This window comes from Streptomyces sp. NPDC021622 (assembly GCF_040640795.1).
In the GTDB taxonomy this organism is placed as follows: Bacteria; Actinomycetota; Actinomycetes; order Streptomycetales; family Streptomycetaceae; genus Streptomyces.
Genome location: NZ_JBFACK010000008.1, coordinates 25,385 through 41,012, shown reverse-complemented (window position 1 = coordinate 41,012; position 15,628 = coordinate 25,385). Strand labels below are relative to the sequence as shown.

At 66.8% G+C, this 15,628-nt stretch carries 15 protein-coding genes and 3 pseudogenes; 5 read left to right on the top strand and 13 right to left on the bottom strand.

Features of this window, described 5'->3' with window-relative positions:
* Positions 1-1,639 precede the first annotated feature (1,639 nt).
* A complete protein-coding gene (locus tag AB0G47_RS17405) occupies positions 1,640-1,954 on the top strand; it encodes a hypothetical protein (RefSeq protein ID WP_360770103.1) in 315 nt (104 codons plus the stop codon).
* Between the two features lie 93 nt (positions 1,955-2,047).
* On the opposite strand, the gene AB0G47_RS17400 is transcribed toward AB0G47_RS17405, so the two are convergent.
* From AB0G47_RS17400 to AB0G47_RS17390, 3 genes and pseudogenes are all read right to left on the bottom strand, one after another.
* The gene (locus AB0G47_RS17400) at positions 2,048-2,245 is read right to left on the bottom strand and encodes a hypothetical protein (protein WP_360770100.1); all 198 of its coding nucleotides are present in this window, start codon (positions 2,243-2,245) and stop codon (positions 2,048-2,050) included.
* 390 nt (positions 2,246-2,635) lie between these two features.
* Positions 2,636-4,120, bottom strand: coding sequence for a hypothetical protein (locus AB0G47_RS17395; protein ID WP_360770097.1), 1,485 nt, complete (start codon positions 4,118-4,120; stop codon positions 2,636-2,638).
* A 53-nt stretch (positions 4,121-4,173) separates the two neighbouring features.
* Positions 4,174-4,477: pseudogene (locus tag AB0G47_RS17390) on the bottom strand (hypothetical protein).
* 92 nt (positions 4,478-4,569) lie between these two features.
* Here AB0G47_RS17390 and AB0G47_RS17385 point away from each other — a divergent pair.
* The 3 genes and pseudogenes from AB0G47_RS17385 to AB0G47_RS17375 form a co-directional block, all read left to right on the top strand.
* Positions 4,570-4,750: pseudogene (locus AB0G47_RS17385) on the top strand (GntR family transcriptional regulator); the annotation flags it as partial.
* Positions 4,751-5,706: 956 nt separating this feature from the next.
* Entirely contained in the window at positions 5,707-6,054 is a 348-nt protein-coding gene (locus AB0G47_RS17380) for a transcriptional regulator (RefSeq protein ID WP_360770094.1), read from the top strand.
* Positions 6,051-6,722 (top strand): nucleotidyl transferase AbiEii/AbiGii toxin family protein, encoded by a 672-nt coding sequence (locus tag AB0G47_RS17375; protein ID WP_360770091.1) that lies wholly within the window; start codon positions 6,051-6,053, stop codon positions 6,720-6,722. The genes AB0G47_RS17380 and AB0G47_RS17375 overlap by 4 nt, the downstream gene beginning before the upstream one ends.
* Before the next feature lie 1,377 nt (positions 6,723-8,099).
* Here AB0G47_RS17375 and AB0G47_RS17370 read toward each other — a convergent pair.
* Entirely contained in the window at positions 8,100-8,579 is a 480-nt protein-coding gene (locus AB0G47_RS17370) for a hypothetical protein (RefSeq protein ID WP_360770089.1), read from the bottom strand.
* Between the two features lie 94 nt (positions 8,580-8,673).
* On the bottom strand, positions 8,674-9,852 hold the full coding sequence (locus tag AB0G47_RS17365) for a helix-turn-helix transcriptional regulator (RefSeq protein ID WP_360770820.1): 1,179 nt from the start codon (positions 9,850-9,852) through the stop codon (positions 8,674-8,676).
* A gap of 132 nt (positions 9,853-9,984) precedes the next feature.
* Between AB0G47_RS17365 and AB0G47_RS17360 the strand changes: the two genes are divergently transcribed.
* A complete protein-coding gene (locus AB0G47_RS17360; protein ID WP_360770086.1) occupies positions 9,985-10,530 on the top strand; it encodes a flavoprotein in 546 nt (181 codons plus the stop codon).
* A 623-nt stretch (positions 10,531-11,153) separates the two neighbouring features.
* On the opposite strand, the gene AB0G47_RS17355 is transcribed toward AB0G47_RS17360, so the two are convergent.
* From AB0G47_RS17355 to AB0G47_RS17320, 8 genes and pseudogenes are all read right to left on the bottom strand, one after another.
* Positions 11,154-11,462, bottom strand: coding sequence for a hypothetical protein (locus AB0G47_RS17355; RefSeq protein ID WP_360770084.1), 309 nt, complete (start codon positions 11,460-11,462; stop codon positions 11,154-11,156).
* A 253-nt stretch (positions 11,463-11,715) separates the two neighbouring features.
* Positions 11,716-11,919 carry a LysM domain-containing protein gene (locus AB0G47_RS17350; protein WP_360770817.1) on the bottom strand — a complete coding sequence of 68 codons (204 nt, stop codon included), beginning with the start codon at positions 11,917-11,919 and terminating at the stop codon, positions 11,716-11,718.
* Between the two features lie 91 nt (positions 11,920-12,010).
* Positions 12,011-12,358, bottom strand: a pseudogene (locus AB0G47_RS17345) (N-acetylmuramoyl-L-alanine amidase); the annotation flags it as partial.
* A gap of 234 nt (positions 12,359-12,592) precedes the next feature.
* Positions 12,593-12,817 carry a chaplin family protein gene (locus tag AB0G47_RS17340; RefSeq protein WP_360770081.1) on the bottom strand — a complete coding sequence of 75 codons (225 nt, stop codon included), beginning with the start codon at positions 12,815-12,817 and terminating at the stop codon, positions 12,593-12,595.
* Between the two features lie 641 nt (positions 12,818-13,458).
* On the bottom strand, positions 13,459-13,683 hold the full coding sequence (locus AB0G47_RS17335) for a hypothetical protein (RefSeq protein ID WP_360770078.1): 225 nt from the start codon (positions 13,681-13,683) through the stop codon (positions 13,459-13,461).
* Positions 13,684-13,709: 26 nt separating this feature from the next.
* Complete coding sequence (locus tag AB0G47_RS17330; protein WP_360770075.1) at positions 13,710-14,249, bottom strand: hypothetical protein; 540 nt, start codon at positions 14,247-14,249, stop codon at positions 13,710-13,712.
* Positions 14,250-14,427: 178 nt separating this feature from the next.
* Positions 14,428-14,652 carry a hypothetical protein gene (locus AB0G47_RS17325; RefSeq protein WP_360770072.1) on the bottom strand — a complete coding sequence of 75 codons (225 nt, stop codon included), beginning with the start codon at positions 14,650-14,652 and terminating at the stop codon, positions 14,428-14,430.
* Positions 14,653-14,746: 94 nt separating this feature from the next.
* Complete coding sequence (locus tag AB0G47_RS17320; protein ID WP_360770069.1) at positions 14,747-15,616, bottom strand: geranyl diphosphate 2-C-methyltransferase; 870 nt, start codon at positions 15,614-15,616, stop codon at positions 14,747-14,749.
* Between the last annotated feature and the right edge of the window lie 12 nt (positions 15,617-15,628).

Sequence of the window (15,628 nt, the reverse complement as noted above, 5' to 3'; positions counted from 1 at the left end):
CTCGGCCCGCTGCGCCGACGCCCGCCCACACACGGATAGGGCCGAGGCCATAAGGCGAGCACCCGATGAACCGGCCTAGGGACAGAGCAATGCCTCCGGCGGGGGATCGGCCGACTACCGGGATGGAGGGGGCGCCGTTCCCGACGCGGGCCCATCGTGGCGTGCGTGGGGGATCCGTTCCCGTCGACCATCGCCTCAGGCAAAGCCGAGCAGACGCGGCCCATGGCGTCCAGATCGTTCGTACAGTGGCCTGCTCCACCTGGACGCCATGAACCACACCCGCTCCACGGTGTGTGGGGCGACGGCGGACGGGATGGGAGCTGGGGGGCGGTGGGGGAAAAGGCGTTGCGGCGGCGACGAGCATATTGCTTAATCGCGTTTCGCATTGCACGACTAGTGAAGGCCACCAAGCTCCAACACCTTTGATCCAAAGGTCGCTTGCGCTGACCTTCCTCGCGATCGCAATGAATCGATGGGTGAAGGGGCGGTAGCTAGCTTGCTCGCAAGCAAGCAGCGTGAGAGATTGAGGGTTGCCTGCTCAACCCATTTTTGCGGCGCAGTCCGCGAAAGTTGCCTGCCGAGTGGGCATACACGCAAGAGGACCCAGCCCCGGGGGCAAGCCGGAACTGGGCCCTTACGAGCCCGGCCGGGTGCTACGCGGTCGGGCTCGCTGCTTGTACAGCGCCGCCCACCTCGAACCGCCCGTCTCGTTCTTACGCGCGACCACCCACTCAGAACCCCTGAGCGAACTGCCCCGCAAGCGCGACAAGCGCAACCAGAAGACTCAGCACCCCGAGGATGATCTGCCACCTATCAGGGCCAGACCACTCGGGATCTTCGTTCGGGTCGGAACTCATCGCACCACCTCCCTTCACCACCGTGCGGCGCCCGTAGATCGGACCTCCGCCGTGCGACGCCCGTGGATCGGACTTCGCGGCATGTGAACTCGCCTCCTGCTATGGAGAGTTCAAGGTGGTTCAGATGAAGCAGATGTAGCGCTAGTCATACTAGCGGCCCGCATTGACAACCCCGGCCGCACGCCATCGCGACGCGACCATTCATTCGATCGAATAGGCAGGGCGCTCGACCCATTGAAGGGCACCAGGGGCGACCTGGCGAACCGCGTCCCAGCATAGGCCAGATGGAAGCCTTCCAGCGGCCGCGGACCACAACTTCTGGGCCCCTGGCGCAATCCAACCACTAGATCTGGGGTTTGGGCCTCGATGTGCGCCCTTCCGCGTGTCGCATGCGCGCACGAATGCCGGTGAACCTATTCGCGTTCCCCCGATTTGACACCCACCTCACACCGTCACGCAGCTCTCACCGCCCCGTGATCCGTGCCAGAGCCGCGTCAGGTTGGGCGGGGAACCACGGGGAATGACGGACGACACGCCGTCAACGTCGAGGGCTATTACGCGCACTCCTCCGCAGGTCAGATGCCCAACTAGCCGTAGATCAGCTGAGCTTCCCAAGCTGATGCCTCCTGAACGGCTGTACGGCACCGGCCGTTGCTCGCACTGGTGTCTTTGGCTCCATCCTCAAAGGGCGCTCGTGAGGTTGCCCGGCGCGGCGCTGCGCTGGCGAAGCCCTTCAGCGGCACCCTGGTGCCCCATCTGCAGGCCGACGGAGGAGATGGCACGTGAGCAGATTCGAGCAAGCGCAGACACCCAAGTTGCCGCACCGGGGCTCGCGGGCGACGTTGACTCCTGACCACCTTCTCGATACCCCGCTGTCCGCACTTCTCGCGGAGTTGGACGTCACCTTGGATGATTCCGAGATCGCCGATCCAGGGTTCACAGGCGCTGCCGTGGTCACCCAAGACCGCATTGTCCTGTCAATGAGGCTTGGCCAACCGCCCTGCGAGCGAGACGCCATTGCACGGTTGCTGCTGGGCCAAGCGCTGAACGTGCCGCTGCCGCCGTTGCCTGGGCCGTATCGGATCACGGAGATGTGAGATGGCCCGTTGGGCCGTCCGAGGGCGCTGCTCGAATATGCCGTAGGTAGGGCTTCAACGTGCGTTGATTCTGTCTGGCCGGCACAGGCCTTTCTAGAGGAGGCCCGAGGTAGTCGTGATCAAGATGGGTAACGTCACCGTGCCACCGAAGGCCACTCCTCCATGACGGATGGCAACTGTTGCGGAAGACCCGTTGAGCCACGCCAACAGACCAGCCGCCATGCCGACGATCACGCCAAGCATCACCGCAAGTCCAACCAGCAGAACCATCACTTCGACAGAACTTCCCATGTCTTCCCACCTCGCATGTGGAGACTCAGCGCCGTGCCAGACTCGTGCCAGGTTGGGCGGGAAGCCACAGGGAACGGCGGGTGCCGAGCCGCTGAAGCTGGGAGCGTTCAGGCCACCTCGCCATAGGTCAGTCGCCCAACAGGCCTTAGATCGACTCAGCTTCCGGAGCTCAGCCCCGACCTGCTACGTCGGCACGACACGGTAGGCAGGCAGTCCGACTGGTGTCGCTACCCTCGAGCCTGTGAGCAGGGATGACTCCAGCCTGCGCAGCCGTTCCAAGCTCTGACAATAGGTGAACGCCGTCTGGGCGGCGTTCACCTAGGCCAGGACGAAGGGCCCATGCCGTACGCCTCAGCGCACGGCGACACCCGGCCCCCGAGCGGCGCGGTCTCACTGTTTCCCAGAACATGATCGCGGAATTCTGTCTCCCGCCTTCCCTGTCCCCGCCTTCAACGCTCGGACGGAACCCGCAGGCACTGCAAAGTCATTCTCCGTATCCGGGTCCCAGAGCCGGATCTCACCATCGGTCACACCGAAGGCCGCGTACACCTTGAAGGGATCCACGTCCTGTGCATATGCCGGCAGCTCAGCCACCGGCCGTAGTGGCGTGACACAGACCGGCAGGGCCGTGACACCTGCGTACGTGGTCGGCACTCGGCTCCGGTGCCAGTCGGCGACTGCCTGCCGGCCTGCCTCTCCCGGGCCTTCCGGCACTGTGACCAGCCAGGCCAGTCCGAGGACCGCGAGGGCGATCAGAGCAAGGAGGGGAGCAAGATACCGGTCCGCCATGCCTCTCAAGTAGTACAGGGCGTAGCCCCAAGCGGCTAGGAAGCCCATAACCAGGGAACTCGACACTGCCAGCACCGACAGCGAGGCGACGGCCTTGTGGACCTGGGCCACTTGCATGTGCTCGGGGGCCACTCCGAAGGCCGCACCGTAGAAGGTGTACTGCACTGCACCCATGTTCAGCGCCCAGGGCAGAACAACAGGAAGCAGCGCGACTCCGACGGCAATGAGGATGGGTCGCCTTGCACCTGTCTGTACCAGACGCCGCACTCCATACGAGACCGGCACAACTCCGCAGACGAACACCACCGTACCGAGACCCGCCAACATGCCCACTGCAACTAGCGTTCCGCAGGCCAACAGCGACACGAGCACGATCGCTGGGAACGAGGCAGACGCCTCACTGCGGCGAAGAAGACCACACAGCACGACACCGAGGCCTAGAACGACCAGTACCGCCGCCACGAATTGCCACCATGACGTGGCCGCTGCGACCCACCCCCCACACAGACACGCCCCAAAGAGGGAAAACACCAACCACGTCTGAATCCGGCGCTGCAGGCCAACGCGCAACCTCAGACGACTGTTATGCGCTGCCTCGTCCCCACCGTATGGAGCCCGCACTCTCGAGTTGCCGTGGCGGCCATGAACCAGGGGGAGTGGCCCAATGAGAATCTCGCCCGTGTCATACACGCCCCACCTACGGGCAAGGGCGTGCACCCACCGACGTCCTCTGCCCGAATCGATACTCGTGGGCATGTGTCCGTACCACTTGGGCAGCACCTCCCGTTGAGCCGGCACAGGCGGGATATAACGAGCAGTCAGGTCGAAGCCTCCGGCGTCTGCGAGCCCTTCTACTTCCCGAATGGCCTCACGCCCATCCCCACGCTCCGGGCCAGGCCGAACGATGACACCTAACTCGTATATGCCGTAGTGGTCGTCCTGGTCATCAAGCGGGAAGTCTTCCTCCTGGGGACAGGAGATCAAGGCCCACCCCTTCGCCGTAATACGACGCTCCAGTTCGTCCTTCTGCCAAGCCGCACCGTGCAATCTCGCCGTGACCTTCACCATGCGCCCCTGCTGCTCCATACGTTCCCTTCCTGTCAACACTCGCTCACACCCGCGCCTCCTGCTCTACCTCTTCAGGAGCGGTGCGGTTCGCTCGCCGCCAAGAGGTGACCGCGGCTGGTCGCTACACGATGCGCGTCCCGCAAGGCTGTCGTCAGGTCCGTCACCAGAAGTCGCAGCGCCTCCAGCTCCGTATCCCTCGTCGCCCAGTACTTCCTGTGCTTGCTCTAGCAGTTCGGCCGCCATACCGAGCTGCACTGCCTCGATGTTGTCCGCCGGGCGGGACATGTGGCCGTTGCTTTCGTCGGTGCTGAGGTAGCAAGGCTTGCCCTCTGGTCCTGACCAGGGGAGGAGCCACAGCTCGTCGCGGGCTGCCATCTTTTCGTCAGTCCCTCGTCGACAACGCGGTGAGTGGTGAAGACCGCATCTGTGCGGTCTCTTGGGGGCACGAGGAGCGCAGCCTCGACCAGTGGGAGCCATACGAACTCACCAGCGGCACACTCGTCGTCGTTCCCGAGGGAGGCCCGCACGCTGGGGCGGGCGTCGTGAATCGCATGGCCGAGATCGGCATCACCGTCAGCCACACTGTGGAGCAACGTAGTGCCAACTGCTCTACGCGAGATCGTCTACGAGATCCCCATCGGCCGCTAGCGAGGCCGGGCAGCCCCAGTTCCGCTGGGGGAAATTCAGCACGGGCTCCGTGCACTAGAGGAGCGCCCAGGGACGGCCCCCTACGGGGGTCACGCTCGGTATTGTGGACGCTATCGCTCTCGACGATGGGAATAACGTTGCAGGTCGCCTCGGCTACGCAGGCAGTAACGGCATTCTCGCCATTGGTAATCGCCCTGCTCACGGGCCTCTTTGCCGCTCGCGCAAGTCACCGATCAAGCTCAGACAAGATCATGGTTCGTCTGACTGCAGAAATCGCAGCTCTTGAATCTGTCGCGGAGGGTACAGCCGCCAAGACGGTGCTCACATCCCAAGTAGACGCGACGGCTCAGAGGTACAGCGAGACGTGCCAGCGCGAAGACTCTTTTAAGCGAGACGCGGTTGGGGTGGGCGTGGGGATCGTTCTCAGTCTCGGCGGCATCGGCCTAGGCACTTGGGCCGCCCTCCACGGCGGCGCTTACCTGTGGTGGTGGGCACTTGCTGTCCCAGCGATCATCCTTGGTGTACCGGGCTTCTTTCACGAAGTGACGGGCGGGGACAGCAAAAGGGCGTCCACCGATGCGGCCGCGTCGTCGGGGGCAGGACCGGCTACTAGTTAACATCCGTCGTTGACATCAACGGCTCCGGATAGCTGAGAACTTGAGCGCTTAGCCGGGGCCATGAAGACTGCGGTGCAGCAAGCAGTAGAGCCAGCCCAATGGAACTCCTAGAACGGATGTCGGCGCTGCGGCGACTGGCGCGGTCCCGGCATGGACTCCCGGCAATCGCCGAGATCACCAGCTCGCAATCCCCCCTGTACGATCCACTTCACAGGCGCCAGGCCCAACCAAAGCATGGAGGGTGCGCGGTCCCCTAGGAGTGATCACTAACAGGGCTCTCTGCTCAAGTGTCGGAACATTTCGCGGCCCCACCCCACGCCCGCAGGCAACCATCGAGACATGGCCTCACCGCCCAGCCTCTCCGCGCTCCGCCGCTCCAAGTTCGCCCGGCGGCTGCCGGCCGAGCTCGCGGCACTCGCCGGTCCCGCCCACGGCATCGTGAGCCTGCCGCTGCACCTGGCCTGGTCCGGACTGACCGAGTTCGACCTCGACCAGCCACGCCTGCGCATGAGCTGCTACCGCATCGTCCTGGCCGAAGGCCTCCACGACGACCTGATCCAGTACCTCAACCAGGAGCTGCTCGTCAGCCTGTGGCCCACCCTGCGCACCCTGATCAGCCAGGACCTGCGCGACGTCTGGGAATCCGCCTTCCCCGAACTGGCACCGCACACCCAGGCCGTTGCGTGAACCTGACCGCACTGCACCGCCGCCTACTCACCGACGTACTCGCCGTGGGCACCCCCTACCCCCTCGCCCTCACCGGCGGCTACGCCGTCCAGGCCCACGGCCTAGTCGACCGCCTCAGCCAGGACCTCGATGTCGCCACCGAGAACCCTGAGGGCATGGAGAAGATCGCCGCCACTCTCCGAGCCGGGCTTGTGGAACGAGGTTGGCGGGTGCGGGCGTTGGAGACGGACCCCCTCTCCGCACGGCTCATCGTCACCGAGCCGAACAGCGGCGAAGAGTGCGAAGTCACCGTCCTCAAGGAAGCCCTCTGGCGGCCACCCGTGAAGACCGAGTACGGCCTGGTCCTCTCCCTCGAAGACGTCGTCGGCACCAAGGTCCGCGCGCTGACCGATCGTGGCCTGGCCCGCGACCTCATCGACGTCCGAGCAGCCGCAGACCGCTGGAGCCACCCCGAACTCGAAGAACTCGGCCGACGCCACGCCCGCGACACCTTTGATCTCACGGATCTCCAGACCCGCCTGGCTGGAGCGGACTGGATCGACGACACCGAGCTCGCTGCCTACGGCCTCGACGAACAAGCGATCGCCGGACTGCGCCGATGGGCTCAACGGTGGACCGACGACATCGCCGAGCGACTCCTGGAACTCGAAGCCCCGCATGACGAATGACTCGATTGACGCGATGGCGTCACTGAAGCCCTACGGTGGCCGAGACAACCAACCACCGTCCCTCACCGCCCCGTACAGATCCAGTCCGACCCTCGCCGGGGGCACCAGGTCAGAACGACAAAGGCCCAGGTCACGGAGCAAGTCTCCGGTCCTGGGCCTTAGTTGTGTGCACTCTGGCTACACCCTCAGACAGTGTCGATACACCCTCACTACTGAAGATCAGCGCCTAAATATCGCCCAAATGATCTTTGCGTTTCCGCAGGTGAGGGGTCACCGCCCGGAGGCTGGGGGCACGCAGACCGCCCCCCATGCGACAGAGCGCGTGAGGGGCGGCCCCAAGTGCCGGGCCGCCACAGAGGGGGGCACCACAGTGAGACGACCCGACACGTTCATGGACACAGGCTGATCTTCATGTGTAACAGAGGGACGCCAACGAGGGCTGAACCCGACATAGCGAACGCCTGTTCTATTCCGTGACGGTACCTCTGCCTCGACGGCATATGCCACCACGCTCACTACTTCCACACAGAACGGCCCCGACTGGATCGGGGTTCCAGTCGGGGCCTGGCCGGTGCACACCCAGGGGAGCGCGTGCACCGCCGATAGCGGGTGACCACCCGTGAGGCAGTCGGAGCAGGTGGCCACCCCCTCGCCCGCCGTGCGGCCTCTCCAAGCTGGCGGCGGGGACGCTAGGTCACTCCGTGCGAGGCGGCTCGGCGAGTCGGCGAGTGGGCACCGGCAAGCCGCGGGCCTTGGCACGCGCTGCGCGAAGCGCTTCGCTCTCCTCCTGCTCCTGGCACGGGCACGGGCACCCGTCCTCGGGCACCACGACGAGGCGTTCGCCGTCGATGGCGAGGGCAGTGCCGAGCGTGCAGTCATGGGGCTCTGTCGCGTCTGCGGTGAGGAGCCGACGCAGGCACGGCGCACATGGGACGCGCAGCACTTCGGGGCAGGGGTGGGAAGCCCCCGGCGGGCCCGCTGAGTTGGTCATGGTCTCCACTCGATGAACAGGGGCAGGCGGCCGCTCTCCGCGCTCAAATCAGAGCGGCCGCCGCCTTCACGCACCGGCCCCAGTGACAGGGTCAATGCGGGAGCTTGTCGGCGTAGGGCATCCCTCGCCCCGGGTGGATGAGCGCGGCGCATGCGCTTCTCGGGGCGAGGGGTCTTACAACCCGCCGATGTCGCGGCGGGAGTTCTTGGGGGACGCCGGGGGTGTGGCTCCGGCTGCGCTACGTGCTGCTCGCCATATGTGGCGCTTCCGCGCGCCCTTCTGGCACGGCGCTTCGTGGCGGCATCGGGGGCAGCCCATGGCGTGTTGGAGGTATCTGCCGTAGGCCTGCTCGACGGCACGAACCAGGGTGGGCGAAGCCTGCGTGTTCACTGCTCTGCCTGCCTTGCAGCGGTGCAGGCGAGGGTGATGAGCGCGTCCACGGCGGCGGGTTCACACAGGTCTCCTGCGCGGCGCGGCGGCACGGCCCACTGCGTGCCGGGCGGCTTCCTGCCGATGCGGGGCACCCCGAGATAGGTTCCCTCCGCCAGGAGCGGCGCGACGGCCTGGTGCTTCCACACCTGCCCGCGGAGCAGGCCCATCAGGGGGTAGTACGTTCCGCCCATGGTGCGGTCGTCGTAAATGACCGGGCCGTCGAGGAGCTCCTCCAGGCACGTAGCGACCGCGCCCGGGGCGCGAGTTCCGACAGCGGCGTGGACGAGGGCTTCAGCGAGGCGGGGCGCTACGAAACGGCGGCCGAGCGGGAGCAGGGCGACGCCCGTCTCGGCCCATTCGTGCCAGGCGTGGCCGGGTTCCTGTTGCGCCCTCGCCAGCCACTCTGCGGCTCTCTCCGTCTGCTGCGTATCCACCGTCTGCCCCTGCCGTCATCAGCGTCGATCAGGTCTGAGACCAGGGTGATGACGTGCAGGGACACTAACTGTCACTCTTAAGTGACACCGGCTGTCACAGCCCGAGCCACGAGGACATGTAGCCCAAGGCGTCGGGTGTCCGGCGCTGCTGGTGGATCAATCCCTCGATCGTTGCTCGTGCTCCGGGGTGGTAGCGGGTCTGCTGTGGTGCCAGCTTGCGAGCCTCCGCGATGGAGCTGAGCGCCGCCTCACTGCGGCCGGTCTCCATCTCCGACCGTCCGCGGTCGATCCATACGTGAGCGCGCCGGGAGGTGGGCCATGAGTCAGGCATCTTCAACTTCCGTGCCTTCTCCACCGCCTTGCCATACTTGCCCATCTCGGTGAACGCAGACAGCTCGTGAGCCGACCAGTTCGTGGGACCGAACGACAGCCAGTGCACGTGGCTCATGTCGCCGACACGGTCGACGATCGTCTTCGCCTCGGCCAGGTGGGTCTGCACCGTGTCGGCGTCACGCGCGCGGGCGGCGATCACGGTGGCGCCGAGGTGCAATTGCCCGGACACGGCGAGGGCTTCCGGGGTTTCCTCACCTTGGTCGAGGAGGAAGTGGCCGGCGTCCACCAGGCGCAGCCCGATGGTGTGCTCGCCCTCGCGGTGGTAGACGAGGCCACGCATGTACTGGCGGACCGCGGAGAGGACGGGGTCAGACGCACGTTGTGCCGCCCACTCCATGCGGTCCAGCGCGATGGTGGACAGGTCGTAGAACCCCAGCTTCACGGTGACGTCGTGAGCCGTGCGGTAGGTGGAGCCGAGCGCGGCCCAAAGTTCGGTGGAGGGTGTGCGGTAGGCGGCCGTCGTAATCTCGGTGATCAGGCGGGGCAGTGTTCGGGCGGCCTTGTTGAGCTGGGTCGCGCGCACGTGCTCGCACAAGGTTCCTGCTGCGTCTACGAGTTGGGGCGTCTCGCGGGTGGCGACATCGGGATCGGCGCCAAGGTCGTACAGATCGAGCGATTCGCGGATGGGCCGAATCAGCTCGGCAAGACGATCCTGTTGCAACTCGGTCATGTAGGGCTGTCCTGTCAGGGCGGTGACGTCGACGTGCAGCGCCCGAGCACATGCCGCGGTGAAGTCCGGACCGGCCGCCTTATGCCCACCCTCGACCTGGTGGACGTAGCTGTACGAGTAGCCGATCTTCAAGGCCAGACCACGCTGTGTGTAGCCAGCCAACTTCCGTTGCTTCGCGATCCGGGCCCCGGGATGGTCGTCTCTGGGCATACTGGAACTCCGTTCCTGGCTCACCACTTGGAACGGTACCCGCGCTACCTGGCGCTGGACCGGCTTCTGCCCTCGATCCACCTGGATCGGGGGCAGTTGCGTGTGGCCAGCCGCGCAGGGTGGGATGACGCCATGACCTCACGCACCCTGTACCTGTTCGGCTCGGCCGCGCCTCCGGTCTTCCAGGTGGCCGAGGTGATCGAGACGGCGCAGGCGGACGGGTGGGACGTCTGCCTCGGCTTGACCTCGACGGCGGCCCAGTGGCTCGACGAGAGCCTCGACGACCTGACTGCCCTCACCGGGCACCCGGTACGCAGCGAGTACAAGCTCCCCGGAGAGCCGGACGTGTGGCCGAAGGCCGACGTCATCTTGTTCGCCCCGGTGTCGTTCAACAGCATCAACTCGTGGGCCTTGGGCCTCACATCATCGTTCGTCGTCGGCGTCGTCGCTGAGGGCATCGGCAAACGGATTCCGACGGTGGCGATGCCGTGCGTGAACGCCGCGTACGCGCAACACCGCCAGCTGGACCGGAGCGTCCTCGAACTGCGGGAGCAAGGCGTCACGGTCCTGTACGGCGAGGGCGGGTTCGTTCCCAACCCGCCAGGATCCGGGCAGCCGAAGGGTTACCCCTGGGATCTCGCGCTCGGTGCCGCGAAGCAGCTGCTCGACGGTGCATGACGAAAGGCCCCCTCCCGCCCGAAGGCGAGAGAGGGCTCTGTCACAAGTACTGGCGACGCTGCGGATCGAGGGCTGCCCGCGGTTCGTTCTGTCTCTGATCCTCGGGTTGGGGTGCTCCGTCGCGGCGGCAGACGAGGGCGTCCGGATCGGCGGCCGGGGCTTGGAGGCTGTACCCGTCGGGGCACGTCTGTCCATCCTTCCCGTCGGATCCAGCCGGGCCGGGCTCGCCTTGCGGGCCCGCGGGCCCCGGCTCGCCCTGCGGACCCGGCGGTCCGGCCGTGCCATCGGCGCCCGGCTGGCCGACACCCTCGGCGCCTTCCTCACCGGGAGTCCCGTCCTCGCCTCCTCGCCAGGCTTGCCGGCGCGGCCGGGCTCGCCCTGCGGGCCGCGAGGGCCGATGACGGAGCGGCCGGGATCGCCGCGGCTTCCCGGCGGTCCCGCGACGGGCTTCTCTCCCAGTCCCTGTACCTGCCGGGCGAGGGCGTCGCGAGCCGTGTTGGCGTTGCGTAGGTCGTGGGGCAGCTGCGAGGTCTGCCACCAGATGTACGCCAGGAGCAGGGCGAGCAGTGCGCCGAGGAGTAGCGCGATCGGGTCGCGGCGCAGGGCCTTGTGGGCGCTCATCGTCACGTCCCCTGGTTGGCGTTGTACAGCTGGATGGCCAGGAGCAGCACCGGCACGACGAGGGAGAAGAAGATGAGCCTTCGGTCGGCGAGCCGCTGCCGTTCCTTCTCGGCTGCCTGTTCCTCCAGCTTGGCGACGCGGGCGACGAGGCCCGTGTGCCGCTCGTCCTGTGCCTCTTGCCCGAGCCGCAGGATTTCGCCGTCGACCTTCTGGCCGACGAGCGCGACGACTCCGTGAATGTCCTCTTTGAGATCCTGGCGTACGTCCTCCAGGCGGCGGACGACTTCCCCGGTCGTCGGCTCATCAGCCACGCGCGGAACCTCCTGTCAGGTCAGAGCGAGGACGGGCCACGCGGGGTGTGCCGGGCGGCCCAGCCGGACACGAACGTGATGGCGGTGGGGACGAGGGCGAGCACGAACGGGGCGAGGCTGTCGGGCAGGCCGCCGACGAATCGCGCATCGTCCTGCACGGCGCCGAGGATCGCGAGCAGGCCTGTGCTCGCCAGGTACGCGGCCACGCTTGCAGCGGTGACCTTCTTCTCTACAGACGCAGCCATGAGGGTCCTCACTTCTTGGGGAGCTTGAGCTTCTGGCCGATCGCGATTTCGTCGGCGTCCTTCAGGTTGTTGAGGTCGGCGATCTCGTCCCAGCGGTTGCGGTCGCCGAGCTTCGCCGCGGCGATGGACCGGAGGGTGTCGCCCTTGCGGACCGTGTACGTCGAGGTGCCGCCCGGCGACCACGACGCGGGGTGCTTGAGGCGCTCGGCCACACGCTTGTGGGATGTCGGGCCAGTCGAGGCCGCGCGGGTCGACCTTGCCGGGCTGCCAGTCGAGATGCCGGATCACGGACGCGGCAGTCCAGCCGTGGCGGCGGCAGATCGCGGCCGAGGCCCGCACGATTGCCTCGACCTGCGCCTTGGGCCAGGGGTCTTTGCCGTCGCCGAGGTTCTCGCACTCGTAGCCGTAGAAGTGCCGGTTGCCGTCGGTGTTCGCCTCGTTGTCGGCAAGCAGCGCGCGTTCCCCGATGACCGCCCGTAGTACGTCGTCGTCGCCTAGGCCGGCATGGTTGGCGCGGCCGTAGCCGACGGGGTGGACGCGGCCGTCCTTGGTGATGACGCCGTGGCACAGCGGTCCGGGCAGGGAGGCGTGCCCGTCGCGGCAGATCTTCACCGTGGCCGCGCTGCCCTTGGTCACGGTGTGGTGGATCATCACGCCGTGCACGGGGCCCAGGCGCCCTTGTGGTTGCGGTTGTGGTGCTGCCCAGTCGTTGACCTCGACGACGCGCACGCCCTCGTCGCGGAGCGCGTCGAGGAACGCGGACGCGGACAGTGGTGGAGCCATGGGATCTCCAGACATGAGAATGCCCCGTACCTGATCAGGTACGGGGCTTGGGGGGTGGGAACTCAGCGGATGGGCGGCAAGGGCCCAGAGTTCTACGGGTCGTCAGCAGGCGTTGCCGAGGCCGACAAGGCTGGCGGCGCTCTTGCACAAAGCGACGGGCATCTGCTCCGGCACCTGGATGAGGGGGGCGCTGACGGTGCCGGGAGAGTTGACAGGGCTGCCCGAGGCGCCGGCGCCTGGTTCGCCGTCGGCGGCGGCCGTGCTGGCCCCACCGATGACGGTGGCGGTGACGAGGGCGGCTGTGGCAAGGATCGTGCGCACACGCATGGGGTACCTCCTGGTGAGGGGACTGACCTTTCGAGTGCCAGGTCTCACCCTTTCCCCGCGCGGTTAAAGCGATCATGGACCGTATGCGGTATCTGAGCCGCTCGTTCGTGGGATCCGGGCAGCGTCTAGGAAGCGGCCTCGTAGCGGCCAGAGGCGTACAGGATGTCGCTTGCGGCCCAGACGAAGGGCGCCAGCGAGTCGAGGACCGGAGTGGCCGTGCCCTGGCTGGCGACGAACGTCTTCACGCATCCGCCGTTGCCGGTGTTGTAGATGGCGGTGGCTCCGTAGTGGAGCCCGCTGCTGGCGTCGTATGCGTCGCCCCGAGCGATGCGGTAGGTGAAGCCGGTGGCGGGCAGGGCGGGGAGGCCGAACCACCAGTTCTCGTTTCCGCCGCCTCCGCCGGGGGCGGTGGTTGAGCCCCCATGTCAGCTGCAGGACCCAGTCGACGGTACGGCCGACTTTCAGGTACCGACCGGTCAAGGTGCCGTTGCCCAGGGTGGGAGCGGCACCGCCGTCCGCTCCCCACGTCGGTGATCATGTCGACCAGGCGCCGAACATGCTGTTGAACTGGTCGCGAATCTCGCCATTGAGCAGAGCGGCCGTAGCGACCTCGCCGACCAGCCAGGTACGCGGAGAAACCGTCATCGCGTCACCGTCGGCAGATCCTGGCCCGGCTCCTCAGGAACGGGCCGGTCGGGGTTCATCGGGTGCGGGATCTTCATCAGCTCGGCCTCGACTGCCGCGGCTTCCTCGAGGCCGGTGCGCGCCTCCAGCCACGCGAAGACCAACTCGGCGCCAGGCACCTCGGCCCACGCGTCGGCAGGTGTCGGGTAGGGAGGCACGTAGTAGTTCTCCGCGCGCTGCACGCACGGCGATCGGCATGCGGGCCCTCCTAGTAGGCGAGCCGCGTGCTGGTGTCGAGCACGCTGTAGACGGGGTCATCGAGGACCCACACGGAGTCGGTGACGGACGCCGAGGTGTGGAACTGGATGACGTGCGAGCGGTCTTTGAGGGTCTCGGTGCAGCCCTCGACGGTGACGCGCATCGTCGAGGCCGGGGCCTGCGCGGGCAGGTTGTACACCGAGAAGTAGCTGCCGACCTCGGCGTCGAGGATGTCCAGGTAGGCGGGCATCGTGTATGCCTCGATGGCCACCTCGCGCAGCTCGGGCTGCGGATCTGCGTAGCGGGACACCAGCCAATACGCCGCGTCCAGCACGGAGTTGTCGGAGGCCTTGAGGATGTCGAGCTGCGCCTCATACGGGCCATACGCCTCGACGCTGGCCGGGGCGCTCGCCCGCTGGGTGGCGCCGCCCGGTCGCGAGGCCTGGACGGTGTTGGTCATCTTCTGGTCGTCGTCGGCGAGTTGGAAGGCGTCGGTCTCCAAGTCTGCGTAGTTGATGGTGAACGTCTCGCTCGCCGGTGACGGGTCCACGAGACGCAACGGGAACTGCCCGTCCGGAGCGATTTTGTCCTCTCGGATGAGTCATCCGGGAGGGCGTTTCGTCCTGCCGCAATCCGGTTTTGCGCCCGGGAGAAGGGACGAGCTGACCCGAGCAGGGGAGGCGAGGGGGTAGGACTGCGAGAGCGCAGCGGGCTCCGGTGCTCGATCGTCAGCCGACGCGGGGCGCGCCGTCATCGATCGGCTGGACGGTGCGAGCGCGAGGACGTTCGGTGGTCCCGTGGTGGAGATGGTCGTCGGGTGACTCAGCTTCGTCAGCGAGGTGGCCATGGGTGGCCTTCCCATCGGAGTCTGTGCCGCCGGACCTGTCGTCGGAGGTGTTGGGCTTCCTCTTGGCGAGCAAGTCCGGTACCCACTCGGTCAGTTCGAGATCCATCGGGGAACAGACTCTCCTATCCAAACCTCTTGACGGGGGTGCTGCGGGACGCAGGCCCGAGAGTCCCGGGTGCGTCCCGCAAGGAGTCGGCGGATCAGATTCGGTCGGCGGCGATCAGCAGGTACTGGAAGCTGCCGTTCTTGTACGCGGTCAGAAACGCTTCCTCGATGCCGGTGGCCAGGGAGGACTTGGCGCGCAACTCCCAGTACGGGATGGTCGCCGCGGTGAGGTCCACCACGCTGATCGGCACGAACCGGTTGTTCGCCATCTCCCTGAAATAGGCGGAGCGGGGGTGGATGTCGCAGATGTAGTGGGCGTTGATCGTCGAGACCTCGCGGGAGGGCAGACCGTACGTGTCGTTGTAGCAGCCGGTGATGGTGACGTACCGGCCGCCGCGGGCGACGAGGCGGGCGTATTCGGCGAACAGGGTCGACAGGTCGACGTACATCGTGGACTCGTTGTTCCAGATGCCGCGGAACGAGCCGGTTTCGAAGCCGGTGTCGAGCATGTTCTTGAGGTGGAAGCGCACCTTGTCGTCCACGCCGCGCTTCTTGGCCTGCGCGGTGGCGAAGGCCACCTGGGTCTCGGAGATGGAGATCCCGTCGACGTGACAGCCGAACCGCTTGTTGGCGACCAGGCTGCCGCCGCCTCGGCCGCAACCGGAGTCCAGGAGGCGGTCGTCGGTGGCGACGGTGCCGAGGTGGTCGGCGAGGAAGTCGGCCTGGGCGCACTCCAGGCGGTGCAGTTCGGCGATGATGCGCTCGTCGCGGGTCCCCTGGGGGCCCTGCAGCACCGACCAGTCGACGTCGCCGATTCCGTAGTGGTGATGGAAGAAGCCGTCGACCTCGCCAAGGCGGAGGTTGACGGGGTTCTTCTCGCGGTTCCAGTAGTCGGCCACCGACTCCTGGTAGGGGCTGATGGCCGGGGCGGCTGCCACACCGACGCGGTGCGCTGTGGTGGTCATGCGGTGGTTGCC

Coding starts and splice junctions, on each gene's coding strand:
- AB0G47_RS17320 (WP_360770069.1), bottom strand. CDS start 15,616: ATGACCACCACAGCGCACCGCGTCGGTGTGGCAGCCGCCCCGGCCATC.
- AB0G47_RS17365 (WP_360770820.1), bottom strand. CDS start 9,852: ATGCCCAGAGACGACCATCCCGGGGCCCGGATCGCGAAGCAACGGAAG.
- AB0G47_RS17395 (WP_360770097.1), bottom strand. CDS start 4,120: ATGGAGCAGCAGGGGCGCATGGTGAAGGTCACGGCGAGATTGCACGGT.
- AB0G47_RS17380 (WP_360770094.1), top strand. CDS start 5,707: ATGGCCTCACCGCCCAGCCTCTCCGCGCTCCGCCGCTCCAAGTTCGCC.
- AB0G47_RS17400 (WP_360770100.1), bottom strand. CDS start 2,245: ATGGGAAGTTCTGTCGAAGTGATGGTTCTGCTGGTTGGACTTGCGGTG.
- AB0G47_RS17340 (WP_360770081.1), bottom strand. CDS start 12,817: ATGCGTGTGCGCACGATCCTTGCCACAGCCGCCCTCGTCACCGCCACC.
- AB0G47_RS17360 (WP_360770086.1), top strand. CDS start 9,985: ATGACCTCACGCACCCTGTACCTGTTCGGCTCGGCCGCGCCTCCGGTC.
- AB0G47_RS17325 (WP_360770072.1), bottom strand. CDS start 14,652: ATGGATCTCGAACTGACCGAGTGGGTACCGGACTTGCTCGCCAAGAGG.